Source organism: Enterocloster aldenensis, from assembly GCF_003434055.1.
In the GTDB taxonomy this organism is placed as follows: Bacteria; Bacillota; Clostridia; order Lachnospirales; family Lachnospiraceae; genus Enterocloster; species Enterocloster aldenensis.
Genome location: NZ_QVEX01000005.1, coordinates 335,076 through 361,783, shown reverse-complemented (window position 1 = coordinate 361,783; position 26,708 = coordinate 335,076). Strand labels below are relative to the sequence as shown.

The 26,708-nt window shown below is 50.3% G+C and carries 25 protein-coding genes; 21 read left to right on the top strand and 4 right to left on the bottom strand.

The window, feature by feature from the left end:
* Window positions 1-377: 377 nt before the first annotated feature.
* From DWX59_RS13400 to DWX59_RS13375, 6 genes are all read left to right on the top strand, one after another.
* Entirely contained in the window at window positions 378-2,858 is a 2,481-nt protein-coding gene (locus DWX59_RS13400; protein WP_117559723.1) for a cysteine peptidase family C39 domain-containing protein, read from the top strand.
* Between the two features lie 123 nt (window positions 2,859-2,981).
* Window positions 2,982-3,602 (top strand): hypothetical protein, encoded by a 621-nt coding sequence (locus DWX59_RS13395; RefSeq protein WP_117559722.1) that lies wholly within the window; start codon window positions 2,982-2,984, stop codon window positions 3,600-3,602.
* On the top strand, window positions 3,592-4,362 hold the full coding sequence (locus DWX59_RS13390) for an ABC transporter permease (protein WP_117559721.1): 771 nt from the start codon (window positions 3,592-3,594) through the stop codon (window positions 4,360-4,362). The genes DWX59_RS13395 and DWX59_RS13390 overlap by 11 nt, the downstream gene beginning before the upstream one ends.
* A complete protein-coding gene (locus DWX59_RS13385) occupies window positions 4,349-5,065 on the top strand; it encodes an ABC transporter ATP-binding protein (protein WP_117559720.1) in 717 nt (238 codons plus the stop codon). Before DWX59_RS13390 ends, DWX59_RS13385 begins: the two co-directional genes overlap by 14 nt.
* A 14-nt stretch (window positions 5,066-5,079) precedes the next feature.
* Complete coding sequence (locus DWX59_RS13380) at window positions 5,080-6,156, top strand: ABC transporter substrate-binding protein (RefSeq protein WP_117559719.1); 1,077 nt, start codon at window positions 5,080-5,082, stop codon at window positions 6,154-6,156.
* A gap of 269 nt (window positions 6,157-6,425) precedes the next feature.
* Window positions 6,426-7,718 carry a UDP-N-acetylglucosamine 1-carboxyvinyltransferase gene (locus DWX59_RS13375; RefSeq protein WP_117559718.1) on the top strand — a complete coding sequence of 431 codons (1,293 nt, stop codon included), beginning with the start codon at window positions 6,426-6,428 and terminating at the stop codon, window positions 7,716-7,718.
* A 108-nt stretch (window positions 7,719-7,826) separates the two neighbouring features.
* On the opposite strand, the gene DWX59_RS13370 is transcribed toward DWX59_RS13375, so the two are convergent.
* Genes DWX59_RS13370 through DWX59_RS13360 form a run of 3 tightly spaced genes read right to left on the bottom strand, consistent with a single transcriptional unit; the run spans window position 7,827 to window position 10,822 of the window.
* Window positions 7,827-8,738 carry a PepSY domain-containing protein gene (locus DWX59_RS13370; protein WP_117559717.1) on the bottom strand — a complete coding sequence of 304 codons (912 nt, stop codon included), beginning with the start codon at window positions 8,736-8,738 and terminating at the stop codon, window positions 7,827-7,829.
* Between the two features lie 15 nt (window positions 8,739-8,753).
* Window positions 8,754-10,151: a sensor histidine kinase gene (locus DWX59_RS13365; RefSeq protein ID WP_166460222.1), complete on the bottom strand. Its 1,398-nt coding sequence runs from the start codon at window positions 10,149-10,151 to the stop codon at window positions 8,754-8,756.
* Window positions 10,148-10,822 (bottom strand): response regulator transcription factor, encoded by a 675-nt coding sequence (locus DWX59_RS13360; protein WP_117559748.1) that lies wholly within the window; start codon window positions 10,820-10,822, stop codon window positions 10,148-10,150. Before DWX59_RS13360 ends, DWX59_RS13365 begins: the two co-directional genes overlap by 4 nt.
* A 188-nt stretch (window positions 10,823-11,010) precedes the next feature.
* Here DWX59_RS13360 and DWX59_RS13355 point away from each other — a divergent pair, with 188 nt between their 5' ends.
* From DWX59_RS13355 to DWX59_RS13295, 13 genes are all read left to right on the top strand, one after another.
* Window positions 11,011-11,790, top strand: coding sequence for a PepSY domain-containing protein (locus DWX59_RS13355; protein ID WP_117559715.1), 780 nt, complete (start codon window positions 11,011-11,013; stop codon window positions 11,788-11,790).
* 292 nt (window positions 11,791-12,082) lie between these two features.
* Window positions 12,083-12,811, top strand: a complete 729-nt coding sequence (locus DWX59_RS13350; RefSeq protein WP_165641317.1) for a FadR/GntR family transcriptional regulator — start codon at window positions 12,083-12,085, stop codon at window positions 12,809-12,811.
* 161 nt (window positions 12,812-12,972) lie between these two features.
* A complete protein-coding gene (locus tag DWX59_RS13345; protein ID WP_117559713.1) occupies window positions 12,973-13,605 on the top strand; it encodes an ECF transporter S component in 633 nt (210 codons plus the stop codon).
* Between the two features lie 17 nt (window positions 13,606-13,622).
* Entirely contained in the window at window positions 13,623-14,411 is a 789-nt protein-coding gene (locus DWX59_RS13340) for an energy-coupling factor transporter transmembrane component T family protein (RefSeq protein ID WP_117559712.1), read from the top strand.
* Between the two features lie 21 nt (window positions 14,412-14,432).
* Window positions 14,433-15,287 carry an energy-coupling factor ABC transporter ATP-binding protein gene (locus tag DWX59_RS13335; protein ID WP_117559711.1) on the top strand — a complete coding sequence of 285 codons (855 nt, stop codon included), beginning with the start codon at window positions 14,433-14,435 and terminating at the stop codon, window positions 15,285-15,287.
* Window positions 15,284-16,093, top strand: coding sequence for an energy-coupling factor ABC transporter ATP-binding protein (locus DWX59_RS13330; RefSeq protein ID WP_117559710.1), 810 nt, complete (start codon window positions 15,284-15,286; stop codon window positions 16,091-16,093). The genes DWX59_RS13335 and DWX59_RS13330 overlap by 4 nt, the downstream gene beginning before the upstream one ends.
* Before the next feature lie 42 nt (window positions 16,094-16,135).
* Window positions 16,136-16,834 carry a phosphoribosylanthranilate isomerase gene (locus DWX59_RS13325; RefSeq protein ID WP_117559709.1) on the top strand — a complete coding sequence of 233 codons (699 nt, stop codon included), beginning with the start codon at window positions 16,136-16,138 and terminating at the stop codon, window positions 16,832-16,834.
* The gene (locus tag DWX59_RS13320) at window positions 16,827-17,792 is read left to right on the top strand and encodes a carbohydrate kinase family protein (protein WP_117559708.1); all 966 of its coding nucleotides are present in this window, start codon (window positions 16,827-16,829) and stop codon (window positions 17,790-17,792) included. The genes DWX59_RS13325 and DWX59_RS13320 overlap by 8 nt, the downstream gene beginning before the upstream one ends.
* Window positions 17,789-18,769: a nucleoside hydrolase gene (locus DWX59_RS13315; RefSeq protein ID WP_117559707.1), complete on the top strand. Its 981-nt coding sequence runs from the start codon at window positions 17,789-17,791 to the stop codon at window positions 18,767-18,769. The genes DWX59_RS13320 and DWX59_RS13315 overlap by 4 nt, the downstream gene beginning before the upstream one ends.
* 42 nt (window positions 18,770-18,811) lie before the next feature.
* The gene (locus DWX59_RS13310; protein ID WP_117559706.1) at window positions 18,812-19,729 is read left to right on the top strand and encodes an EamA family transporter; all 918 of its coding nucleotides are present in this window, start codon (window positions 18,812-18,814) and stop codon (window positions 19,727-19,729) included.
* Entirely contained in the window at window positions 19,726-20,412 is a 687-nt protein-coding gene (locus tag DWX59_RS13305; RefSeq protein ID WP_117559705.1) for an HAD family hydrolase, read from the top strand. The genes DWX59_RS13310 and DWX59_RS13305 overlap by 4 nt, the downstream gene beginning before the upstream one ends.
* Window positions 20,413-20,439: 27 nt before the next feature.
* A complete protein-coding gene (locus DWX59_RS13300; RefSeq protein WP_117559704.1) occupies window positions 20,440-21,621 on the top strand; it encodes an iron-containing alcohol dehydrogenase in 1,182 nt (393 codons plus the stop codon).
* Between the two features lie 135 nt (window positions 21,622-21,756).
* Window positions 21,757-23,586, top strand: coding sequence for a bifunctional metallophosphatase/5'-nucleotidase (locus DWX59_RS13295; protein WP_117559703.1), 1,830 nt, complete (start codon window positions 21,757-21,759; stop codon window positions 23,584-23,586).
* Window positions 23,587-23,936: 350 nt separating this feature from the next.
* On the opposite strand, the gene DWX59_RS13290 is transcribed toward DWX59_RS13295, so the two are convergent.
* The gene (locus DWX59_RS13290) at window positions 23,937-24,863 is read right to left on the bottom strand and encodes a LysR family transcriptional regulator (protein WP_117559702.1); all 927 of its coding nucleotides are present in this window, start codon (window positions 24,861-24,863) and stop codon (window positions 23,937-23,939) included.
* Window positions 24,864-25,091: 228 nt separating this feature from the next.
* On the opposite strand from DWX59_RS13290, the gene DWX59_RS13285 reads away from it, so the two are divergent.
* Both DWX59_RS13285 and DWX59_RS13280 read left to right on the top strand, forming a co-directional pair.
* Complete coding sequence (locus DWX59_RS13285; protein WP_117559701.1) at window positions 25,092-25,925, top strand: ABC transporter permease; 834 nt, start codon at window positions 25,092-25,094, stop codon at window positions 25,923-25,925.
* Window positions 25,918-26,700 carry an ABC transporter permease gene (locus DWX59_RS13280; protein WP_117559700.1) on the top strand — a complete coding sequence of 261 codons (783 nt, stop codon included), beginning with the start codon at window positions 25,918-25,920 and terminating at the stop codon, window positions 26,698-26,700. The genes DWX59_RS13285 and DWX59_RS13280 overlap by 8 nt, the downstream gene beginning before the upstream one ends.
* Window positions 26,701-26,708 lie beyond the last annotated feature (8 nt).

Sequence of the window (26,708 nt, the reverse complement as noted above, 5' to 3'; positions counted from 1 at the left end):
AGGCCAGTCCCACCGCCACCGAGGCCGCCGCAGCCACCGAGACCGGTTCCGCCGCCACCAAGGCCGCCGCAGCCACCGAGACCGGTTCCGCAGCCACCTAGACCGCCCAGACCAGTCCCACCGCCAAAGCCGGTTTACAGGCCGTCATGGCTCAGGGATTTGATAAAGGTCCTGTTATTGAATGAAATGCATAACAGACGGTGCGCCAGAGGGATTTGTTTCATATAGGCAGGGATATACCGTTGTTCCAAGGTTCCGTTTTCAATCCGGCAAAGGGTTCACACAAAATTTCGAAAAGATTAAGTTGTAGTTTTACTGGTTATTATATAAAATAAGAGATAACCAAAATAACCTGTATATGAGGAACAGATACACATATGAAAAGAACATTACAGAAAGCAGGAATTTTATTCCTGATATTTATAGCGGCCCTTGTAATCTATTTTATCAGTGCCCGGAACGCAATGGAAAAGGAAAATACGGTTTACACTTCCATGGAGGAACCTTCCCTCCCTGTGGTGTATATGAAGTTAAATGGAAAAGAAATCAACTGCCTGCACGGTTATATGCAGGACATGGGCAATCAGGCGGCCAGGGACAGTATCTCTGTGCTGCCTGAAAACCGTGAATTGGGGATTAAGATAACGGAATATGGCAATACCATAACAGGAATCAGCTATGAAGTGAGGAACCTGTCGTTGGACAGGCTGATTGAGCGCACGGATGTAACGGAGTGGGACAGTTCTGAAGGGAGTACTACGGCAGTTCTTCCCATTCAAAACCTTTTGATAAGGAATGAGCCGTATTATCTTACGCTGAATGTCAGCACCAGTGAGCGGCAGATCCGCTATTATACCAGGATTGTGTGGCCGGATAACAACTATGCTTACGATATGGTCAGCCTGGCAGAGGAATTTTCCAGAAAGAGCCTGGATTATAATCAGGCAAGGGAGCTGGTTTCTTATCTGGAGACCAATGATACAGAAGACAACAGCAATCTTGGACATGTGACAATCAGGGCCAGCTTCAACCATCTTACCTGGGACGGGCTTCCTGTGGAAATGGTGGGGGAGCCACAGGTGACGCTGCAGGAATTTGACGGCATCATGGGCCAGGTAAAAGTCAGGTATACGGTGGCAATCACTGAAAGTGATAATACCAGGACCCTGGTTGACACGGAAGATAATTTCACCATGAAGTGGAATGAGAAGCGGATTTACATGATGAATTACGAGCGCAATGCCAATGAGATGTTCACTGGGAAAAGGGAAGCATTTTCCGGTAAACGTATTATTCTGGGAATTACCAATGATAATATGGTGAAGACTGTTAAAAGCCCCAAGTCCCGCTATCTTGCCTTTAAGACAGGAGGGGACCTGTGGTGTTATGACCAGACTGACAATGAATTGGTGCGCATTTTTACATTTGACAGCAGCAAGGATGATGGAATCAGAAGCAGGTATGACAGGCATGATGTGAAAATACTGTCCGTCCAGGAGGACGGGACCGTGGATTTCCTTGTATATGGTTATATGAACCGGGGGAAATACGAGGGACACATGGGAGTCATATATTATAGCTATGACGCGGAAAAGGATACGGTCAATGAAAAATTCTATCTGGCCGCATCGGAATCTTTTGAGAAAATCAGGGAGGATATCAGCACCCTGTCCTATCTCAGCCAGAACAGCATGATGTACCTGATGCTGGAGGGAAGTGTATATGGCATTGACTTAAAAAGCAATGAATTCCTCGTGGTTGCACAGGGACTTACAAAAGGCAGCTTCGCGGTAAGCGGGGATGGAAGCAGGATTGCATGGCAGGACGGGGCCAGTCTTTATGAGTCGGAGAAGGTCCACGTCATGGATTTCAACACGGCCCAGAAACAGGAGATAACAGGATCTGAGGGAGATTATGTCAGGGTATTGGGATTTGTGGGCAACGACCTGATTTATGGTTTCAGCAATTCCGGAGACAAATGGATTGTAAATGGCCGGATGAAGGGCATGCCCATGTACGCCATGTACATTGTGGACAATGAGATGCAGGTGGAAAGCGAGTACAGGAAGGACGGCATCTATATCTCGGATGTGGTGGCGGAGGATGGGCGTATCCATCTGAAACGCCTGGTGCGGATAAGCGAAAACCAATACATGTATCAGGACCAGGATACCATTGTCTGCAACCAGAAGGTGGATGACGGGGAATTAAAAGGCATTGGCTACTTTGCCTCCCAGGACCGGGGCCGGGTATATTATGTACAGACTGACTCGGATCTGAACGGGGATAAGGTAAATATATCAGCGCCAAGGGCATTTTCCTATGAGTTCGCAAGTACCCTGGATATCAGTTTTGCAGCAACGGCCCAGGCAGATACGGGCATGGTGTTCCATGCTTACGGCGGAGGCCATTATCTGGGGTGCTCCAGAAGCTTTGGCACGGCCGTGAACATGGCTTACGGACAGATGGGATTCGTAACGGACAGCAACCAGCATATTGTATGGGACAGGATTAACCGAGGCCCTATCCGCAATATCAAGTCTCCGGTGGAAGAGGCGAGGAAGATGACCAAGTACCTGGATTCCTTTGACGGAAGCAGGATGTATGAGGAAGGGCTGATCCTCATTGACGCGGGCGGCTGCAGCCTGAGCCAGGTCCTGTATTATATTGATAAGGGGATTCCGGTCATTGCCTATGTGGATGCAGGGCAATATGTGCTGCTGTCCGGTTATGACCAGTATAATGTGACCCTTTATGACCCTCAGACCCAGGAAACCGCCAAGATGGGGCTTAATGACGCCACGGAATATTTTAAAGCGCTTCAGAATGATTTTCTGTGTGCCCTTACTGTAAATTGACCACAAGTCAATTTCTTCCGGATTTCATGAGATGGTCTGGAAGGAGTTGACTTTTTTAATAAATTTTGATATGCTGTCTGCATTGGTTAGAACTACCTAACTTACAGGTGAGGAGAATGGATATTGAGATATATTTGGATAAATCCAGTGACGGAAAGCATGTATGAGGAACCAGTCATGGAGGAGTTTTTAACAAAACATGGGTTCACCCGGGTCAGGTGCATGGTTGACTGGGGACAGGCCGTGAAGGAAAAGTATAGGGAAATGCTGGACGGATGCAGGGACACGGTGGCGGACGCGCGATGCCCCATGGCTTGTGGGTTAGTGGAAGCACTGGCAGTGGACGGTGTAAGGGCTGCCGCGATTGAACCGATTCTGATTCATTGTGCAAGGGAAATCAGCTGCAGGGAAGATTTGGGGAGTGGGGAGAAAATCATCACCACGCCGTGTGCTTCCCTGGCAGATATGGGAAATTCCCTGGGGCTTGCCAACACACGGTTCATTCCATGGAACAGGCTCTTAAAGGAACTGGGGCAGGGGCCTGAGGGAAAGCAGCTCCATGCAAGTCCCATTCCGCCTGGCTTTTTTGCCGGGGTGGAGGAGAAGGTCCAAAGCCTGACCGGGAAAGAGGAGATTGAAGCGTATATGAAAAGCGGCAGATGGAGGGAAGTGCGGCTTGTGGAAATGCTGTACTGCCACAGGGGCTGCCACAATGGGGACGGGGTGATGATGGATGAAACATAGATGGAAGGATGCGGCGGCGCCGGTAATCGGCATGGGCGCTGTCCTTCTTGTGTGGTACCTGGTATGCAGATGGGGGATGGTCAGCGCCTATGTGCTTCCTCCGCCGTATAAAGTGCTGCAGAGCTTTTTTAGGATGCTGGTATCCGGTGAAATCTGGAAGGATATCTATATCAGCTTCATCCGGGTAATGAAAGGATTTTCCATTGCATTTGGGCTGGCGTTCTGCCTGGGGATGCTGAGGGCGCTGCTGCCTGCCTCGGGCAGGTATTATGAGTATGTGGTCCAGTTCTTCCGCAATGTGCCGCCATTGAGCATGATTCCCTTGTTAATCCTGTGGTGCGGGATTGGGGAGATAACCAAAACCGTGATTATTGTGCTGGCGTCCTTTTTCCCGATGTATCTGAATATCGTTAAAGGCTTTACCGGGTGTGACAAAAAGCTTCTGGAGGTAGGGGACATGTTCGGATACTCCAAAGGAAGGAAATTCCTGCGGATCGTGCTGCCGTATGCATCGGCGGACATCCTGGTGGGCATGCGCATTGGCCTGGGATACAGCTGGAGGGCGATTATCGGCGCGGAGATGGTTGCAGCGTCCACGGGACTTGGGCACATGATATTATTTGCCCAGCAGATGTCCAGGACAGACAAGGTCATCGTGGGTATCCTGGTCATCGGGGCAGTGGGATATGCCACGGACCGCATCTTTGGCCTGGCAATCAGCAAATTACTGAAAGGATCCTGTGACAATGGCTGGAATTGAGCTTATTAACATACACAAACAATATGTGGTGGATGAACGGCCTGTTAAGGTCCTGAATGGAATCAGCCTGAAGATACCGGAGAAACACATTACGGTCATCCTGGGGCGGAGCGGATGCGGCAAGACCACGCTTTTGCGCCTTACAGGGGGGCTGGAACAGGCGGATGAAGGGGAAATACGGTATGGACTGTCCCATAAGACCGCATTTGTGTTCCAGGAGCCGCGGCTCATGCCCTGGCTGAATGTGTGGAACAATGTTACCTTTGGCCTGGAAAAAAAGGACCAGGACCAGGAAAAGATTGAGCGTATCATTGCTGCCGTAGGACTTTCCGGTTTCGAGAAAGCTTATCCGTCCCAGCTTTCCGGCGGAATGCAGCAAAGGACGGCCATTGCCAGGGCCCTGGCCTATGAGCCCTCCTTCATCATGATGGACGAGCCGTTTGCGGCCCTGGATTATTTTACAAGGGAACAGATGCAGAAGGAGCTATTGCGGGTTCAGGGAAAACAGGGCAGCAGCATCCTGTTCGTGACCCACAGCATTGACGAGGCCCTGCTTCTGGGACACCGTATCGTGGTGATTGAGAATGGGCTGGTCAAGGCACAGTATCAGGTTCCTGAGACAGCAGGGGAACGGAACCTGCTGGATGATTGGTTTATTTCCCTGAAAAGGGATATTATAAATAGTTTAAATATAACTGAATGAGGAGGATATGTATCATGAAACGATTAATGGCATTTGGACTGGCACTGTGCATGGGGGTTACGGCCCTAACGGGATGCACGGATGGATCTGCAACAGCAACCACTGCAGCAGCTGGGACGCAGACAGAGCAGACAGGGAAGGCAGGGGATAAGGCGCAGGAGGGCGCTGCGGCAGGTACGTCTGAAGCTTCCGGGGAATCCGGGGAAGAAGGGAAGAAGGCTGCAAGCGGCATTGACAAGCTGGTACTGACCTATGTGGTATCCCCGCTGAATGTTCCAAGTATCATAGAGAAGAACCAGAAAATTTTTGCCCAGAGCTTTGAGGATATGGGGATTTCCGTGGAATATGCTGAAATCAATTCAGGCGCGGACCAGACCCAGGCCCTGGCATCCGGCGACGTACAGATTCTCTATGCGGTTGGGGCGACCTCGGTTATCCTGTCAGCTGCCAATGGGGCAGACATCAAGGTGCTGAACATGTACAGCAGGTCGCCTAAGGCATTCTGCATGTATTCAAAGGATGACAGCCTGACCACGCCTGAGAGCCTGAAGGGCAAGACAATTGCCGGGCCGGCGGGAACCAACCTCCATGAGCTTCTGGCGGCTTACCTGGCCACCGGCGGGCTGACCATTGAGGATGTGGATTATGTTAACATGGGGATTGCTGAAGCAAAGGCGGGCCTGGACGGCGGCAGCGTGGATGTGGCCCTGATAGCAGGCGCAACCGCTTACCAGGCCAAGCAGCAGGGGTATCATATGGTTGCTGACGGTGAAGGGCTTATCAAGGCCATCATTGCGGTAGCTGTAAGGGAAGACTTCTATGAGAAGAACCAGGATGTGATAAGTCGGTTCATGGAAGCCCAGGATAAGATTGCCGCGTTCATGAAGGAAAATCAGGAGGAAACCCTGAAAATCGTGGCAGGGGAACTGGACCTGGACGAGGAAGCGGTACAGGAAATGTATGGATATTATGACTTCTCCATGGATATCAGCCAGGAGGATAAGGACGGGTTTCAGAAAACAGCTGATTTCATGCTGGAGTCAGATATGATTGAGTCGCCATTGGATGTAAATACGTTATTTATTCAGTAATATACGGCAAAGAAGCAAGTGCCCGGGATTCCCATCCGAGGAATTTTAAATCGGATGGGAACCCCGGGTTTTCATTTGCAGGGGCAGATGGGAATAAGGATTGGAAGAACATGGTTTGGGCGCCGGATTTGCGTTCTGCTTTACAAATCTGATTCTTATGGTATAATCTAAGAAAGATGTAAATAAAATATGAACAAATTTTTACGTAATTGTTTAGGAATGTTGTCCTTGGATATGGGATTTGTTTAAATAAATATCAGAGGTGTGGAATGGAACAATATATAATCAAAGGCGGCAACCCGCTGGTGGGCGATGTGACCATAAGCGGTGCCAAGAATGCCGCACTGGGTATTCTGGCCGCTTCCATTATGACAGATGATGACGTTTTGATTGATAATCTGCCGGATGTACGGGATATTAATGTACTGTTAGAGGCCATAGAGGAAATCGGTGCAAGGGTTGAACGCATTGACCGACACACTGTAAAGATTAACGGAAGCAACATAAAGGAAGTATCTGTGGATGATGAATACATCCGCAAGATTCGTGCATCCTATTATTTCATCGGCGCATTGTTAGGTAAGTATAAGAGCGCCCAGGTGCCCCTTCCGGGGGGGTGCAATATCGGCAGCAGGCCCATTGACCAGCATATCAAGGGGTTCAGGGCTTTGGGCGCCGAGGTTATCATTGAGAGGGGCGCTGTGATTGCCCATGCCATTGATTTGGTGGCAAGCCACATTTATCTGGATGTGGTTTCTGTTGGTGCAACCATCAATATCATGATGGCGGCAGCCCTTGCAGAGGGGCAGACCATATTGGAGAACGCGGCCAAGGAGCCGCATATTGTTGACGTTGCCAACTTCCTTAACAGTATGGGCGCCAACATAAAGGGGGCCGGAACAGACACCATCCGCATCAGAGGGGTGGACAGGCTCCACGGGACCGAGTATTCCATCATTCCGGATCAGATTGAGGCGGGTACCTTTATGTGTGCGGCCGCTGCAACCAGAGGGGATGTAATGATTAAGAATGTGATACCAAAGCATCTGGAAGCTATTTCCGCAAAGCTTATGGAGATTGGCTGCGAGGTGGCTGAGTTTGACGACGCGGTGCGCGTTGTGGGCAAGCCTTCCCAGAAGCATACGGATATCAAGACGCTGCCGTATCCCGGTTTCCCCACAGACATGCAGCCCCAGATGACAGTCGCCCTTGTGCTGGCCAACGGAACAAGCATGGTAACAGAGAGCATTTTCGAGAACCGCTTTAAGTATGTGGATGAACTGGCCCGTATGGGCAGCAGCATCAAGGTTGAGGGCAATGTGGCTGTCATAGACGGTGTGAAACGCCTGACAGGGGCCCAGGTCAATGCGCCCGATCTGAGGGCGGGGGCAGCGCTTGTGATTGCAGGACTGGCAGCTGACGGATACACGGTTGTGGATGAGATTGGTTATATCCAGAGAGGCTATGAATGTTTTGAGGAAAAGCTCCAGGGACTGGGCGCCATGATTGAAAAGGTAGATTCGGACAGGGAACTTCAGAAGTTTAAGCTGAGGGTTGGCTGATAGAAGGATAGTGAAGGGACGCAGGCTTTGCGCATAGGGATGTCTATGTGTGAAGCCTGCGTTCTGTATTAAGCGGAATGTAATGAAGCAGGGGAAAGGGATGCGTGATTAATCGTCCGGTTCCGCCTCCCATTCGGTCAGCGCGCCGCTGTAGGCGTCCAGTTTGAATTTATATTCCATGCCGTCATATCGTATCCTGCCTTTATATTCCAGTCTGCCGTCGTCTTCCTCCAGCGTGATTGATAAATCGCTGTTACTGGCGCCGGGTACCCTGGAAAGGACGGCGTCCATTGCCTGGGACTGGCCGATCCTGGCTGTGGCTCCCGGCGGGGACGGCTGGTTGTAATCATCCAGGTCATGTTCAAAACTGATGATCCGGCCGCTGTAACGGTCAATTTCATACTCATATTCGTTGCTGCCGCTGGTTTTAAATTTTACCTTATACATTACAATGCCGTCATCGTCCTCTTGTTTTACCTCCATTTGAGTGATGTCCTGACTGGATATGCCGGAGTGGGTTATGGCGATATCACGGGCCTGCTGTTCGTCTATTGTGCCGGTATCGGTATTGGCGGGTGGTTGTGCGGAGCCGGATGGACTGCCGGATGCCTGAGAGGCATCGTATGCCTCGCCGGAACCGGAATTCAGGTCTGATTCTTCCGGATTGGTTCCGGAAATCCGGGATGGATCAGACGGATTACTCCCCCCATCAGCCAAAACAGGAATCCCAGGGTCCAAAGGCCCCTGGATTACAACTCCGGTGAGGGCGTCAATGGCGTATTCGTACTCAGTTCCATCAGAGGAAAAGCAGATCTGGTAATAAAAGATACCGTCCTTTTTATCCAGGCCGGCAGTGGTGAATTCAGCCTGGTCCGGCGACAGGCCCGCGGATTTGAGGGCAATCCCTTTGGCGGAGTCAATACCTATATAATCAGCTGATTCCCGGGCGTCCGAGCCGCAGGCGGATATGGCCAATGTAATGGAAAGAACCAGGCAGGCCGGTAAATATTTATGTTTCATATGATCTCCTTTCAGTTACAAAACAGGTTTTTCTCCTTTGGGAAGGATTACGGTAAAACAGCTCCCCGCATCGGGCCTGCTGTTTACACGGATATCCCCGTCATGGAGGCGCATAATCTGACGGACCATGGACAGACCCAGGCCAAGGCCGGAACCAGCCTGTCTGGAGCTGTTTACCTGATAAAAACGCCGCCATATCTTATCCTGATGTTCCGGTGCGATTCCGATGCCGTCATCCTCCACTTCTAATATGAGATTATCCCCATTATCATAGAGTTTTACCCGGATGTGTCCATTATCATGTCCGTATTTGCGTGCATTTTCCAGCAGGTTCATGACGGCCCTGGAGAGGAGATGGGCATCTGCCTGGGCGTGAAGCTGCTTTTTTATGTCCCTTTCCAGGGAAATACCTCTGGCGCCGGTATCCTGTTCCTCACACAGGGTTTCCACCAGCAGGCTGACATCCGTATCCTCCTTTGCCAGTTTTCTGGTACCGAATTCCAGCCGTGTCATGTCCAGGAGGCGGTTTATGAGCAGGGACATCTTCTGCGCCTGCCGTTCAATGACAGCAACACCCTCCAGGTATTCTTCCTCGGTACCGGCGTATTTCCTGATATAGCTGCATTGGGCCAGGATGACGGCGGTGGGGGTCCTCAGCTCATGGGATGCATCGGAGGCAAATTGTTTTTCTGTTTCAAAGGAGTGTTCCAGGCGTTCAAACATATGGTCAAAGCTGCCGGCCAGGCGCAGGGCCTCATCTGAGCCCCTGGAAAGCCCGATACGGCGCGTCAGGTCCCGGCCCTCGGTAATACTGCCTGCTGTCTTTGCAATCTGTTCTATGGGCTCTAGGGCCCTTCTGACGATAAGATATCCTCCAAGGGAGGCTGAGAGGATGATAAAGGGCAGTATGAGGAAGAACATAAACAGTATGCTTCCTGCTTCCTGGCTGCTGTTATGGCGCTGGATGGCGCCCCGGATCCAGACCCCGTCCTCCCATCCCCAGGGAATCCACAGGTCAGACACGTAAAAGCCGTCCTCTGAGCCGGAAACTGCCTTTGTTACACCGTTTTCCAGCTCTGCGTCCACTGGGAAATAGGGAGGGGCCTGACCGGACAGAAGGGCCTTGTTCTTATTATACAGTAGGATGTAGACCCCGTTTTTATAAAAACTGAAATCATCATCCAGGGCAAGCTGGCGGTTATGGGCCAGGCGCACCTTGTCAACATTTCCCCTGACCGTGTCAGAAAGGAGCCTGTAGGCCTGGTTCCTGGCAACCTGGCTGTCAATGGTCAGTATAAGGATCAGGCAGATGGCGGAAATGATGGTCATGAAAGCGGTAAACCACAGGGTTATCTTAAGCTTGACCGACATGCCTGTCCTGGCTTTCCTTGGCCCTGCGGATATCCTTTTCATGCATCCTCCTTCAGCATCCAGCCCGTTCCCCATACCGTGCGGATGAGTTTCTTTTCCTCACCGCTGTCAATTTTTTTGCGCAGGTAACTGATATACACGTCCACCACGTTGGTGCCGCCGCTGTAGTCAAAATTCCAGACATGGTCCTCAATCTGTTCCCTGGACAGGACCCTTCCCTGGTTCAGGGCCATATACTCAAGGATTGCATATTCCCTGGAGGAAAGCTCAATGGGGCGCGCGCCACGGATGACGGAGTGGCTGCCCGTGTCTATTTTCAGGTCACTGATTGTAATGACGCTGGTCCTGTGTGTGCTGCGCTTTCTTGTCAGCACCCGGATCCGGGCAAGCAGTTCATCAAAATCAAAAGGTTTGATAAGATAATCATCCGCTCCCAGATCCAGCCCGGCGACCCGGTCCGCAATGCTGTCACGGGCAGTCAGGAATAGGACCGGGGTTTCTTTTCCAAGACCGCGCAGGTGTTTTAAAACCTCATATCCGTCCCGCCGGGGCATCATGATATCAAGGATTGCGGCATCGTAATCCGCACTGTCAAGATAATTAAGGGCTTCGTCCCCGTCATGGCAGGAATCCACCCCATAACCTTCTTTTTCAAGGGTCCTGGTTATCAGACGGTTCATATCGCGTTCGTCCTCAGCAACTAATATCCTCATATGTCCCTCCTTTGTTCCATTGCCTTTTGCCATATGGCTGCAGTCCAGACAGCTCCTCATGTCTGCTGCTGACATTATACATAAAAAAGTGCATGATTCATATCTTCTAATAATATTTTAATATTTAATTTTTAAAATATCATTAACAGGACAAAAACCATAACAAAATGTGAGCAGGAGGAAATCATATGAAGAGGATGGCGGCAGTTATCGGCACCGCGTTTGCAATCGGGTTATTATCCATGCCAGCAGCCATGGATGTGCTGGCAGCGGATATCACGGAGGCCAGGGCAAAGGAGATTGCCATGGAACATGCAGGGGTATCTGAAAAGAAAATTCCCTTTATCAAGGCAGAGCTGGATCATGAGGATGGAAAACAGATTTATGAGGTGAAATTCCATACCAGGGACAGGGAAGAGTATGAATATGAGATTGATGTGTCATCCGGAAGGATTGTAAAAGCGGAATATGATGCAAATGATAGTTCCGACAGCAGGGACGGCCGGAAGGATTCTTACATTAAGCTGGAACGGGCACAGGAAATTGCAGCGGAACACGCGGGATTTCCTGTGTCAGAGGTGACATTCATAAAGGCAGGGCTTAATCATGAGGATGGACGGCAGGTTTATGAGATAGAGTTTGTCACGGATGATTGCAGGGAATTTGATTATGAGGTGGACCCTGTTTCAGGAAAAATCTTAAGTTATGATTACGATGCAGGCCACTATGACAAAGATGCAGGAGAGGGCGGGAATACTAAGAAGATAACGTTGGGAAAAGCAAAGGAAATTGCACTGAAGCAGGCCGGGGTAAAGGATTCCCAGGCAGTATACACCAAGGCTGGGCAGGACTGGGATGACGGCAGGCTGGTATATAAGGTGGAGTTTGTATCAGGCGGTCTGGAGTATGAGTGTAAGATTGATGCCGGGACAGGGGAGATTGTGGACTGGGACGTGGAGCATGATTAACCGGCCGGTCAGGAGATGGAAAAGATGGGCAAATCAGGTGTGGATCAGGTCCTGGTTGGCGAGTTGTTTTTTGTAGCTGTTGTGGATAAAGTCATATTTACTGCACGATGCACATAAATAATGTCAAATCATCCAATAATTTCAAAGCGTTTCAGAGATGATAGTGGTAAAAATATTCAATAAAACAAGGGATAAAAGCTGAAAAAGATAACTAGTTGACAAAACAAAACTAGTAAGATATAATACAAGTCAACAGAGTAAAAAATACAGCGTTTCAGGAATGGATGAGGACATGAGTGCAGAATTTGATTTGCATGCATTAGATAAAAAGGAAATAAGGCAGCAGGTATTTGAACAGCTCCTTTCCCAGATAACAACCGGCAAGTGGAAGCCGGGAGAGAAGATTCCGTCAGAGAATGAGCTGACTTCCATCATGGGGGTCAGCCGCATCTCTGTCAGGGAAGCCATACAGAAGCTGGCAGCCATGGATTTAGTGGAGACATACAGGGGAAAGGGCACTTTTGTCAAGGAGTTCACCACCAATAACTACCTGAAGTCCCTGACGCCCATGCTGCTGATGACGCCTGACGATATTCTTTTCGTGGTTGAGTACAGAAGGATCCTGGAAGTGGGGATCATTGATTTATATACCAGGAATCCCACCAGCCGCGATATTGCATTTTTAACCAAGACTCTTGATAAGATGAAGCAGTACTATCGGACCAATCTTAAAAAGTATACCAAGTATGACCTGGAGTTTCATATGAAGTTATATGAGATGACCGGCAACCCCTTCATAATCAAGATCAGCAACCTGGTTTATGACATACTCAGCGCGGCCATGAAGGAGGCCGTGACCGAGCGCGGGGCAGAGGAGGGGATAGAGTTCCACTCCGCCATGCTGGAATATATCAGGAATGGGGAGATTGATAACCTTAAGAAGCTGACCAATGAACTTTTTGACCAGATAGAACTTGAGGTCAGGGAGACCATGGAAGAGGGACAGGCTCCAAAGGCCTGAGCGGAAATAAAAAATACATTCGGAACGTATCCCTATGTATTTTTTATATAATATAACTTGTATTACATCTTATATGTTACATGCTATAAGTTTGGGAACAAGGGGACGTAAGATAAAGATGTAATACCCGTAAACAATATTAAATTTTAGGAGGGTGTAACATGAGCAACAAGAAGCAGAAATTGACGTTTGTACAAGGATTAAAAGCACAGTTTTCAACAAAATCCCTGGTTCTCATACCGATTGCGGTAGGAATCAACCTGATTGGCGGCACGCTGGCATCCACTCTTAAGCTTCCATTGTTCCTGGATATGATAGGAACCATTCTTTCCGCGGCCCTGGCAGGACCCTGGGTGGCTGCATTGGTAGGCTTTCTGACCAACATATTCCTGGCGCTGGTATCCAATCCCATTTACGTGCCGTATTCCCTTGTAAGTATTGCGGCCGGTCTTATTACCGGTTATATGATTAAAGCCGGATTGTTTAAGAAGACCTGGGGCGTCATCCTTACATGGCTGGTGGTGACATTTTCATCTGTTGTGATTTCTTCCTGTATCACCATCTTTGTTTTTGGCGGGGCAACCGGGGCAACCGGTACATCGGTACTGACAGCAGGTCTGATTGCAGCTACAAAGGATATTGTTAAGTCCGTATTCGCATCATCCATGATTGAGAACCTGGCAGACCGTGCCATCGCATTTGCCATTGCATATGTGCTGTTAAAGAGGATACCCAAGAGATTCCTGAGCCAGTATGCGGTAGATTCCGCGGATGAGGACGAGGATGACGATTGATGGAGGGATAAGGAAAGATGGCAAAGACATCCAACTATATACCAATGGATTCACCCATTGACAGGATGAATCCTATGGTTAAGATATATGCGATATTCTGCCTGGGACTCAGCGCGCTTATCTATCCTGGATTTATCCTGGGATACGTAATTGTAGCCCTGTTGTTTGTGGCAGCGGCCATAGCCGGACTGTTAAAAAAGTTCTCTAAATTCATTTTTATGTTCTTTGTACCCATTTTTGTCATGCTGATGTTCATCCAGGGACTATACAGTCCTAAGAATGTCACGGTCCTTGCCGATTTTGGGTTTGCGCAGCTGGGGCTTGAGGGTACCGTATATGCACTTAAGATTGTGGGCACCCTTCTTACCTTTCTTGGAAGCTTCTACCTGATGTCCACCACCACATACACGGGTAAGCTGGTTGCCGCCCTTACGGCCTCAGGCATGAATCCCAAGGTAGGATACCTGATACTGGCAAGCCTGAATGTGGTTCCGCAGATGCAGCGCAGGATGAGCGTGATACAGGAAGCCCAGAATGCCAGGGGCGTGGAGACCAAGGGAACCATGATGTCCAGGCTGAAGGCATACATACCCCTATTAGGTCCGGTGGTCATGTCCTCCCTGACAGATGCCCAGGAGCGGGGGATGACGCTGGAGACCAGGGGATTCGGGATTAAAGGGGTGAAGCCCACCACCTATGTGGAGGTAACGGTTTCCGCCTCTGACAGGGTGTGCAAAACATGCTTAGTCCTGTTTTTCGTGGCAGTCCTCGCGGTCAGTATTCTGATGAGGCTCCATGTGATTTGAGGTGAATATTAGGAGGACGCTATGGAACAAGTGGTTTTAGAAGTAAAGGACCTGAAGTTCAAGTACAGGGATGCTAAGAAGCGGGTCCTGAACGGACTGAATTTTCAAGTTAAAAAGGGAGAGTTCCTGTGTATCATCGGGCAGAACGGCTCGGGCAAATCCACCTTATGCAATGCCCTGGTGGGGCTGATCCCTTACTATTTTGCAGGAAAGCTTAAAGGACAGGTCCTGGTGGACGGGATTGATACCCAGGAAAGCACCATTGCGGAACTTTCCTCAAAGATAGGCCTGGTTTTCCAGAATCCGTTTAACCAGCTATCCTATACAGCCGGAAGCGTGGCAGAGGAACTGGCGTACGGTCTGGGTAATAAAGGCGTGCCCAGGGAAAAGATGGTTAAGAAGGTAGAGTATGTGGCAAAACTCATGAGGATTGACCACATCATACATAAGAATCCTTTGGAACTGTCCGGCGGACAGGTGCAGCGGGTTGCCTTTGGCTCTACCTTTATCATGGAACCAGGCATCCTGGTGCTGGATGAGTGCACCACCCAGTTAGATCCCCTGGGGAGTGAGGAGATATTTGATATTGTGAAAGAACTGAATAAAAATGGCGTAACGGTCATCATGGTTGACCATGACATGGAGCGGGTGGCAAGGTGCGCGGATAGGATCCTGGTGCTGGATTCAGGGGAACAGGTTGCCCTTGATACGCCCCAGAATATATTCGGGAACCCGGACGTCATGGCCCATCATATAGGCGCGCCTGATTATGTGGCCATTACCAGGGAGCTTAAGGAACGGGGGCTTTATGACGGCCCGGTCAAGGTGATTGAGGAAGACACCATTGAACTTGTAAGGGAGGTGCTGGCCGGATGAAACTGGAATTAAAGGATATGAAGCATGTATATCCCACAGGGGACGAGGCGTTAAAGGGAATTGACCTTGTCATTGAGGGAAATGAGCCAGTGGCCATCATCGGACAGAACGGGGCGGGAAAGACCACCCTGGTCAAACATTTCAACGGCATCCTGCGGCCCACGTCCGGCCAGGTACTGATAAACGGCGAGGATATAAACAGCAGGTCCACGGCCCAGTGGTCAAAGACCGTAGGTTACGTGTTCCAGAACCCGGATGACCAGCTGTTCCTGGACAGTGTAAGGAAAGAACTGGAGTTTGGCCCAAGGCAGATCGGGATGGATGAGAAGAAGATACAGGAACTGCTGGAATGGACTGCCAGGCTGTGCGGGCTGGAGGATAAGCTGGATGAACACCCCTTTGACCTGACAAGCACGGAAAAGAAGTTCTGTACCGTGGCATCCATCATCATGATGGACCCGGAAGCGCTGGTATTTGACGAACCCACCTGCGGACAGGACGTGGAGGGTAATAAACGGCTCCGGGACATTGTAACCGCCCTTAAGGAACGGGGTAAGCTGTGCATCACCATTTCCCATGACATGAAATTCGTGGTTGAGAACTTTGAACGGGTGGTCGTGATGTGCAGGGGCCGGGTTCTGGTGGACGGGCCTGCGGCAGAGGTATTTGCACAGACAGAGCTGTTAAAGCAGAGTTTTGTCTCCCCGCCTCCCATTGCCCGTGTGGCCCAGGGAGCGGGACTGGATACCGTGTTTACCGTGGATGTATTCATGAAGAGTTTTGAAAAGGCCGTAAAAAGGGCATAGAAGCATAGAGACATAAGACTGAGATTATGGAGGAGAATGAAAATGGCAGATGTAAAGATTCAGATTTATGGAATCCGTACGGTTGAGGATGCAAGGATGGTGATTGATATGGGAGCCCATCATATCGGCGTTTCCTATGGCAGGATTAAACGGACCCCGGGACAGCTGACGCTGGAAAAGGCAAAGGAAATCTTTATGGGGGTACAGCCGGAGGCGGTTAAGATTGGATTGACCATTGCAGAGGATATTGATGAGATAACAGAGAACCTGAAGGAAGTCCTTCCGGATGTCCTTCACCTGTCAGGCAATATTGAAGGCATCAGCCCGGATGAGGTGATGGAGCTGAAACGGCGTTTCCCGGGCCTTAAGATCATGCAGGCCATCCCTGTCCTTCAGAATGTACCCATTGAGGAGCAGAAAGCCCTGGAATACATAAAGCAGTATGAGGCGGTTTCCGATTTCTTCCTGATTGATACAAAGGCAGATACTGCCAACGATATAGGGGCAACCGGACTGACCCATGACAGAAGCATTGACCGGGCCATCATTGAGAGCACATCCGTGCCGTGTATCATTGCAGGCGGCCTGGACACGTCCAATGTGGCGGAGGCCATCCATGAAACCCATCCTTATGGGGTGGACTCCTTCAGCCTCACTAATTTCGACCAGGTGGAAGAAGGAAAGGGGTGCAAGGACCCTGAAAAAGTAAAAGCATTTATCGAGGCATCCCTCAATGCCTAAGGTTCTGGTGGCAGGGGACGCCAATGTGGACCTGATTGTTCCCTTTCCGCGCTTTTTAAATGACAGGAGGACATTGGTGGAATATCCCAATCCCTGTCTTGTGGGAGGGGGGACCTGTGCCAATACGGCTGTGGCTCTCAGCCGTCTGGGGGTCAGGACAGGTTTTGCAGGGACCATTGGATGCGACCAGTACGGCGCGTATATAAAAAAGGACTTTGAGAAGGAGGGCGTTGACACGGCCTGCCTGATTGAAGATGCCAGAAAAAATACCGTGTGTGTGTTTGCATTTATTGATGAACAGGGGGAGCGCTACCTGTGGGGATGGCCCAGGGTGGACCAGGCATTTAAGGAAATGGATCTGGAGCGGATGGGCAGCGCCTGGATAAAGGATACGGCCTGGCTCCACTCTTCCGGAATGGCGATTGTGGATGATACCTCGGCAAGGTCATCCATCATCCGCATGTTCCGGACTGCTTATGAAAATGGGATTCCCACCTCCTTTGACCTGAACCTGCGGGTGGATAACGGGGTACTGGATCCTTCCTACAGGGACGCTGTCATGGAAATCATTCAGTATTCAAACTATGTCCTTGGATCCGGCGCAGAGGAATTTTACTATCTGAATCCCCGGGACAGCTGGGAGGACAGTGTCCGCGGGCTGGTGCGGGCCGGCCATGTCATGGTAGCGCGCATGGGCAGGAACGGCTCAAAGGCATTTTCCATGGACGAAGAAGTGGAGCGCCCGGCGTTCCATGTTACGGTGGAGGACACCGTGGGGGCCGGGGACGTATACAACGCCGGTTTTATAGCAAAAAGACTGGAGGGCGGCACCTTGTCCCAATGCCTGGAATATGGCAATGCGGTCTCAGGTTATACCGTGGAGCGCAAGGGAGCCAGGTCCTGCCCATACAGGAATGACGTGGAAACATTTTTGGAAAGACACAGGGAGGAATCATGAGCGATAAAAGAAAAGTAATACTGGACTGCGACCCTGGACATGACGACGCGTTTGCCATCATGCTGGCCGCGGCCCATCTGAATCTGCTGGGTATCACCACGATTGGTGGGAACTGCAGCCTTCAAAACGTCACAAAGAATGCGCTGAAGGTCCTGGAGGTAATTGGACGGCAGGACATAAAAGTTTATCCAGGCCATAGCTGCCCGCTGGTAGCGCCCCTGGTGACAGCGCCCCAGTTCCACGGGCCCTCAGGCATGGACGGACCGGTGCTGCCTGAGCCGTCCATAAAAGCCCAGGAAAAACATGGGGTGGACTTTATCATTGATACGGTGATGGGTACAGACGATGTGACGCTGATTGCAACCGGTCCCCTGACCAATATCGCGGCGGCCATTAACAAAGAACCCGGGATTGTGGGACGCGTAAAGGAACTGAGCATCATGGGCGGGTCTGTTACATACGGGAACTGGACCCCGGCAGCGGAGTTTAATATATTCGTGGACCCGGAAGCAGCATACCGTGTGTTTAATTCCGGCATGCATGTGAAGATGTGCGGGGTGAACCTGACGCGCCAGTGTTTCCTGGTACAAAAGCATGTGGACCAGTTCTACCGGATCGGCACGCGCAGCGCGGTGTTTGCAGCCCAGCTGGTGGAGTATTTCATGGATGCCACGGAGAAGAACGCAAGCCTTGCAGGCGCCAACATCCATGACGCCTGCGCTGTGGCATGGCTGATTGATGAAAAGCTGATCCAGGCGGTTCCCATGCATATTACGGTGGAGCTGAAGGGGGAGTTTACAAGAGGGATGACTGTGTGCGATTACAGGCATCTGCGGGGACCGGAACCGGATATAGACCTGCACCGGAAACCCACCATGGATTTCAGGGGGGAAGAACCCAATGCAGAGGCTGCGCTGGAACTGGATTTTGAAGGTTTTACAGAATTGCTGGATAAAACCCTGGCCTGTTATCCGTAATAAGGCATGGTTGATTCTATAAAAGGATAATGAGGTGTGGGGATGGAGTCTAATAAATATACACTGCTTGGGATCATAACCATCATCATATGGGGCACAAGCGCAGCATTTACAAAAAATCTCAGCACGGGACTTGGGCCGTATACGGCGGCGGCAGTGGTGAACCTGATTGGAGGCGCGGTTGTGATTGTCCACCAGTTAGTGACCAACCACGGCATCAGACAGTACAGGGGGGCTCCCCCAAAGTATTGGATTATCTGCGGAAGCCTGTTTGTAATCTACACCGCTGCTTCTTATATCTCCATGGAAATGGTGAGCACCGAGGCAGAAATCATGACCATGGTCTTAATCCGTTTCCTATGGCCGCTGTTTACGCTTGTCCTTACCATCCCCATCTTAAAAAAGAGAGCCAGCGCATGGCTGACAGCCAGTGTGGCTGTCAGCCTGTGCGGCATCATCATTGCCAAAATGGGAGGAAGCATCCATAACGTGCAGGCTTTTTTCGGGGACATCCTGAGCGGGAACTGGATGGCATATATGATGGGATTCATTGTCTCCCTGTCCTGGGCCTTTTACACAAACCTGACAAAGAAGTATCTTGGGCAGAAACCAGTGGACGGAGTGGGAATCTACATGATAGTATCATCCGTCATCCTGGGCAGCATATCCCTGTTCCTGCCCGAACCCAGGAACTTTACCCCAAGACTGGTGGGGGAAATGCTGTATCAGGCCATTGCCGTGTCATGTATTGCCAATGTGCTGTGGACTGTTTCCATTAAGAAAGGAAATATGCTGGTGGTGGTCCTGGCTTCCAACTTCCTGCCAATCATATCCACGGTCATCACGGCCTGGATGCTGGGGCTTAATATTACGCTGCCGGTGATTGCGGGCGCATTACTGGTGGTAGCCGGGACCATGTGGAGCAAATGGTGTTTTGCTAAGAAGGAGAAGGTAAGATGATGGGAAAGGCAGATGCGGTAATCTTTGACTTTGACGGGGTCATAGCGGACACAAGGGAGGATGTGTGGGATTCCGTGGAATATGCGGCCAATGCAGTGGGAGGAGCCGTGGACAAGGAATTCATGGAGGATACATCCCATGTGGCCCTGCCTGAGGAGGAACTGTTCCGGCATATTAACCCCCTGCCGCCAGGGCATCTGTTTGATGTGTTCTGCTCCCATATAAAGACCCATTACAGGACCATGAATCAGTTTCATAAGACAAGGATGTATCCCGGGCTGGAGGAGATATTCAGATACCTGGCAGGGCAGGGTACGGTATGGGTTGTGGTCAGCTCCAAGCCGGAACCCGCCTTAAGGCGGCTGATGAAAGTGAAAGGCTGGGAGGGATTGATGCCGGTCTGTTATTCCCTGGACTCTGTTGCGGGTGCGGACACAAAACAGGCCGTCTATGGCTACCTTATGGAGCATGAGCTGAAAAACAGGCGTCCTGTCTGTATCGGGGATACATGGAGCGATATCGCGGCTGCCAGGATGTGCGGGTTTCCGGCCATTGCGGTTTTATATGGGGATGGGGACAGGAGGCTGCTGCTTCGGGAAAAGCCGGATTATACGGCTTCTGATGGATGGGAGCTGTTTGGGATCATAAAGGATTTGATAATGGATCAGGCTGTCCCGTGCTGATAAAGCAGAAAGGAATGCAGGATAATTATGATGAGGGATTTTGAGTTATGGCTGAATACAAGATTTTTATTTGGCAGGGATGTGCATAAGAAAGCAGGAAGCGTATTAAGGCAGATGGGGGTAAGCCGTGTACTGATCCATCATGACAGCGGGGCCTATCTGTATGACACAGGGCTTCTGGAGTCGGTCAGGCGTGATTTGGAAGACAATGGGATGGCTGTCCGGGAACTGCCGGGCGTAAAGCCAAATCCGCGCCTGGACCTGGTTTATGAGGGCATCCGCTGTGTAAAGGAGAACCAGATTGATTTCATACTTGCCATTGGGGGAGGGAGCGTCATTGACTCGTCAAAGGCCATTGGGGCAGGCGCCCTTTATGACGGGGATGTGTGGGATTTCTTCACAAAAGGAATCCGCGTCAGCCAATCCGTTCCGGTGGGAGTGATCCTTACGTGTCCTGCAACGGGCAGCGAGTCAGGGGATGTGAGCGTGATTAACAACACCCGGACAGGGCAGAAGCTTTTGACCAGTTCCCAGGCATTAAGGCCGGTGCTGGCCTTCATGAACCCGGAGCTTACCGTGTCCCTGCCTGCCTCCGTAACCGCATGTTCGGTGGCGGATATGTTTTCACATGTGTGCGAGCGGTATTTTACACCGGATGATGAAATCAGGGTAATTGACCGCATGGCGGAGGGCATCCTTAAAACCCTGGTGGAAATAGGACCAGCCCTTATAAAGGACCCGCACAACTACGGATACAGGGCACAGGTCATGTGGATTGCCTCCATTGCCCACAATGATACCGTGGGAATCGGCAGGATCCAGGACTGGGCCACCCATGAAATCGGCAATGAATTAAGCGCGCTTTATGATACGCCCCATGGCATGACACTGAGCGCGGTCATGGGTTCATGGATGAGATATGTGTACAGGAACCATATGGAACGGTTTGCCAGATACGCATATGAGGTATTTGGCGTATCAAGGCAAACAGGACCCGGGCAGGCTGCCCTTGAAGGGATTGCTGCCACCGAGGATTTCTTCCGGTCCATGGGACTTCCTGTCAGCATAAAGGAAGCAGGTATTACTGACTGCGATTTTGAAACAATGCTGGACCACATTAACTTCCGCAATGGGAACCAGACCATTGGAGGCATCACTGCGCTGGACCGCGAAGATGTGAGGAATATATTAATGATGTCAGCAGGCTGAACACAGAGCCGGCCCGGGAAGCGTTCCCGGGCCGGCTTTTCAGGAAAATATTTCCTGTTACCAGTGGCATGTACCAATGGTTTATGTTATAGTAAAATTAACTGTTAAAGGGTCAAATATGAGAGGAGGAAACCCATGAAAGAAAGAATGAAACAAAGGCTGCTGTCATTGCTGCTTGCCATGGCAATGGTATGTTCGCTGACAGCGGGGATGCCGGTCACTGCCTTTGGGGCGGACCAGGACATTGTGGTGCTTTATACCAATGATGTCCACTGCGGGGTAGATGACAACATCGGTTATGCCGGACTTGCCCTGTACAAGAAGCAGATGCAGCAGCAGACGCCGTATGTCACCCTTGTGGATGCCGGGGACGCCATACAGGGCGCGCCCATCGGTACGCTGTCAGAGGGCGGGTATCTGATTGATATCATGAACTACGTGGGGTATGACGTGGCTGTTCCGGGCAACCATGAATTTGACTATGGCATGTCCCGGTTCCTGGAACTGGCAGGCAGGCTCAACTGCGGTTACTATGCATGTAACTTCATGGATAAGGCAACAGGCGCCACTGTTTTTGCGCCCTATAAGATGATTGCATACGGCGATACGAAGATTGCCTATGTAGGCGTTTCCACGCCGGAGAGCTTTACCAAGTCCACACCCGCGTATTTCCAGGACAGTGCGGGCAATTATATCTATACGTTCTGTGAAGATGAGAGCGGACAGGGCCTTTACAACCAAATCCAGGCAAGCGTGGACGCGGCCAGGAATGAGGGCGCTGATTATGTGATACTGGTGGGCCATCTGGGGGAGACAGGGGTTACGGACAGATGGAGTTCCGTGAACGTCATTCAGAATACCACCGGGATTGACGTGTGCATTGACGGCCATTCCCATGAGACAACCCCATCCATGACAGTTAAGAGCAGGGATGGAAGGGATGTGATCATTACCCAGACAGGTACAAAACTAAATAATATCGGAAAGCTGACCATCAGGACCGATGGGACCATAGCGTCGGAACTGGTTTCAGAGGTACCGGCCGTGGGTACCGCAAGGGAATATGTGGTACAGAAAAATGACAGCCTCAGCCGGATTGCCAAGAGGGAGCTGGGTTCCTATGACAGATGGATTGATATCTACAACAACAACCTGGATAAGATAAAGGATGCCAATGTGCTGCAGCCAGGCATGCGCCTTGTGATTCCGGGAGACAGCCTGATAAATGAGGACGGCAGGGCAATGGATTACAATACGGACCGGTTCATCAAGGGCATCCAGGATCAGTACAACGAGACACTTAAGGTGGTTCTCGGTACCACCCCGTATCTTCTGACGGTCAATAACCCGGCTGACGGAAAGCGCAGGGTGAGAAGCGGGGAAACCAACCTGGGAGACCTGACAGCTGACGCTTACCGGGTACAGCTTGGAGCCGATATCGGCCTGAGTAACGGCGGCGGCATCAGGACCGACATACAGCCTGGCAGCATCACTTACAATGATACCCTGGCAGTATTCCCGTTCGGCAACATGGGCTGTGTCATCGAGGCCACAGGCCAGAAGATTAAGGACGCGCTGGAGATGGGGGCCAGGGATTATCCGGAGGAATGCGGCGGATTCCTTCAGGTGTCCGGGCTTACCTATACCATTGACACTTCTGTTAAGACCAGTGTGAAGCTGGATGATAAGGGGAATTTCATAAGCGTGGACGGACCATACAGGGTAAAGGATATCATGGTAAATGGCGGGCCCATTGACCTGAACAGGACCTATATGGTTGCATCCCATAACTATATGTTAAAGTCCGGCGGAGACGGCATGACCATGTTTAATGGATGCAATGTGATTAAAGATGATGTGATGGTGGATGTGGATGTCCTTTCCTCCTACATAAGGAGCCTGGGCGGCGCAGTGACCGCGGATTATGCGGACCCGCTGGGGCAGGGGAGGATTCAGGTTCAGTAGTGTGCGGGGAATCCTTTTCCATTTTTTAAAGAATGACCTTGACAAAAACAGGCGGCAGATATATCATAAGAATAGCAGAAAAAGGAAATTATGTGCATTGCGCCACATAAGGGGAATCCCCGGAGAGCCACTACTCTCCGGGGATTCTTTTTTCCTTAATGGGTAGAATAACCCAGGCTGACTGTTGTCCGTTATTTTCTGTCCAGCCATTTACTGATGTAATAGCATATCACACCAGCCATAACAGAAATAAAAAAGGAAATTATGTATTGCATTGCTCCACCTCCTCCCTACTGGAAAGAGTCAACAGCAATTCCATTATATCTTATATAACCCTATCCGCCTATAGTCTACAGTTTCCGCGCGCAATATTCCCGTATGATTTCCATATAATCCCGTGCATGCTGCGGCAGATACCGCCCCTTTGGATAGGCAGCAATGGTTGTTGTGACAATGGGGCATTTTCCTATGGACAGGCAGAGGGAGGGATGGCTGCCATGGGATGCGGCCATATGATAGTAGCTTTCCGGCGTAAATGCAATCCCAAGCCCTTCCATGGCCAGTTTGATGGACATCTCGCTGTTGCGTGTGTGCAGCAGCACGGGAGGGTCCATACCGTAATCCTTAAACAATTTAAGGGCAATGCCGCCTGTGTTCTGGTCCGGATAAAGCAGGATGAAGTTCTCCCTGGAAAACAGGCTTAAATCTATCCAGGGGTGTTTAAAGCCAGGTTTATCCACTGCCTTGGAGGCCAGAGGATGCCCTGCGGATAAAATTAATACAATTTCTTCCCTTTGCATGACCTCATAGTCCAATAATTTGGGGAATACATGGACATTATAAAAGGTGAGGTCAATGGAATTGTCTTTTAAGCTTGTCTCGGCTATGAAGTTAACGGCTTCCATCACATTGATGGTCACATGAGGGTAGCGGCTGTGAAATTCCATCAGGGTGGGCTGGATGATGGTGCTTCCCATCATGATGGGGATGGCTATATTGAGACGTCCGTATTTCCTGTGGCTGATGTCCTCGTACTCCCGGTCCCACTGCTCCCCGTAAGCAGCAATCTGCTCCGCATAGTGAAGATATCGTTCGCCCATATAGGTTGGGGTGTAGCAGTTGTCCCTGCGGTAAAAAAGCGGACCGCCCAGCTGGTTTTCCAGGTTCTTAAGATACTTGCTTAAGGAGGGCTGGGAAATGAACAGGGATTCGGCGGCCTTTCCAATGCTTCCTTGCCTGGCAATGGCCAGAATATAGCGTGCTTCTTTTAGTTCCATAAAAATCCTCCTGACAGGGCATTTCTGTAAATAAACGGAAATGATTTGTAAAAAAACAGGTGAATATAGCTTTACTGCATAAAAAATATAGGATTTATATATTTGACGTATATTATATTACTTTTTATAATAAACGTAAAGTCTAAAATAAGTAACCTTAATAAATCTATTGATTCAGCATAACAGTCCGGACGGAACTGTTGTGATTCATCATGGAGCGTGAAAATCATGAAAAAGAGCAGTGCATTAATCATGCTGGTACCCGGCCTTGTCATCCTGCTGGTGTGCCTTGCCATCCCCTTGCTGCGGGTATTGGCGCCAAGTATTTTCTCAGGAGATTATCCGTTCAGTTTTTACACGGATTTTTTTCGGGACGGGTATTATATGAAAATATTCCTGCGCACGGTTAAGATTGCCGTGATTACCACTGCTTTCTGTATGGCGGGAGGTATCCCTACGGCATATTTTATCAGCCGCTGCCCTAAAAAGTACAGGGGGCTGCTGCTGGCGTTATCCATTTTTCCCATGATGACCAACTCCGTAATCAGGAGCTTTGCGTGGATAAACATACTGGGAAGCAATGGAATTGTGAATAAGTTTCTTCTGGCAGCTGGTTTTGTGGATAAACCAGCCAAGCTTCTGTACACGGACTTTGCAATCATCATCGGTTCCATCTATCTGTTCCTGCCGCTGATGATTGTGACGGTTACAGGCGTCATGGAAAATATTGACGACGATATGATGGAAGCAGCACAGAGCCTGGGCGCTGCCCGGATGGAGGCGTTCATGAAGGTCATCTTCCCCATGAGCCTTCCGGGAATCATTGTGGGCGGCATCCTGGTATTCACAGGGACGCTGACAGCCTACACCACGCCCCAGCTTCTGGGAGGCAACAGCAACATGGTGATGGCTACCCTGATATACCAGAGGGCCATGTCCGTGGGAGACTGGACCGGGGCGTCTGTAATCGCATTCATAATGATCATAGTTACACTGGGCGTCATCAAGGGCTTTAATGCCCTGGCATTACGGCTGGACAGGAGGGGAGGGAATTATGCGTAAGAATAAACTGCTCACCGTATATGCGGTCCTGGTATTTGCATTTCTGGTGATTCCGCTTGTAATCATTACCATTACGGCTTTTGGCGGCGGCAGCGCCATTACCTTTCCCATTGAATCATTTTCCTTTAAATGGTTTGCCAATGTGTTCGCGCTGAAATCCTTCCGCCGTTCCTTCCTTACAAGCCTGGAGGTGGCGCTTTTGGCAACCCTTATCGCGCTGCTTGTGGGTATCCCGGCAGCCTATGCCCTGGCCCGCTCCAATGTAAAGGGGAAACAGATGCTTAAGTCCATTTTCCTGTCGCCCACCATTGTGCCGGGAATCGTGATTGGCTTCATCCTGTACCAGTTTTTAATCCTTACACTGAGGATACCGGTGTTTGTAAGCCTTCTGGCCGGACATTTCATGGTAACGCTTCCCTATGTCATCCGCGTGGTGGGGTCTTCTATGGAACAGTTTGATTTCTCCATTGAGGAAGCGGCCTGGAGTCTGGGATGCCCCAAGCAGGCGGCATTTTTCAAGGTGGTTCTTCCCAATGTGACTTCGGGAATCTCATCCGCCTTCATGCTTGCATTTATCAACTCCTTTAATAACATACCTGTATCCATGTTCCTGTCAGGGCCGGGAGTCAGCACCTTCCCCTCCACCCTCATGAACTATATTGAATATAATTATGACCCTACTGTTTCTGCCGTATCCGTGCTTCTCATGGCAGCAACCGTAATCATCATGGTAATTATTGACAGGACACTGGGCATCGCGGCCCTGGCTAAATAGGAGGATGA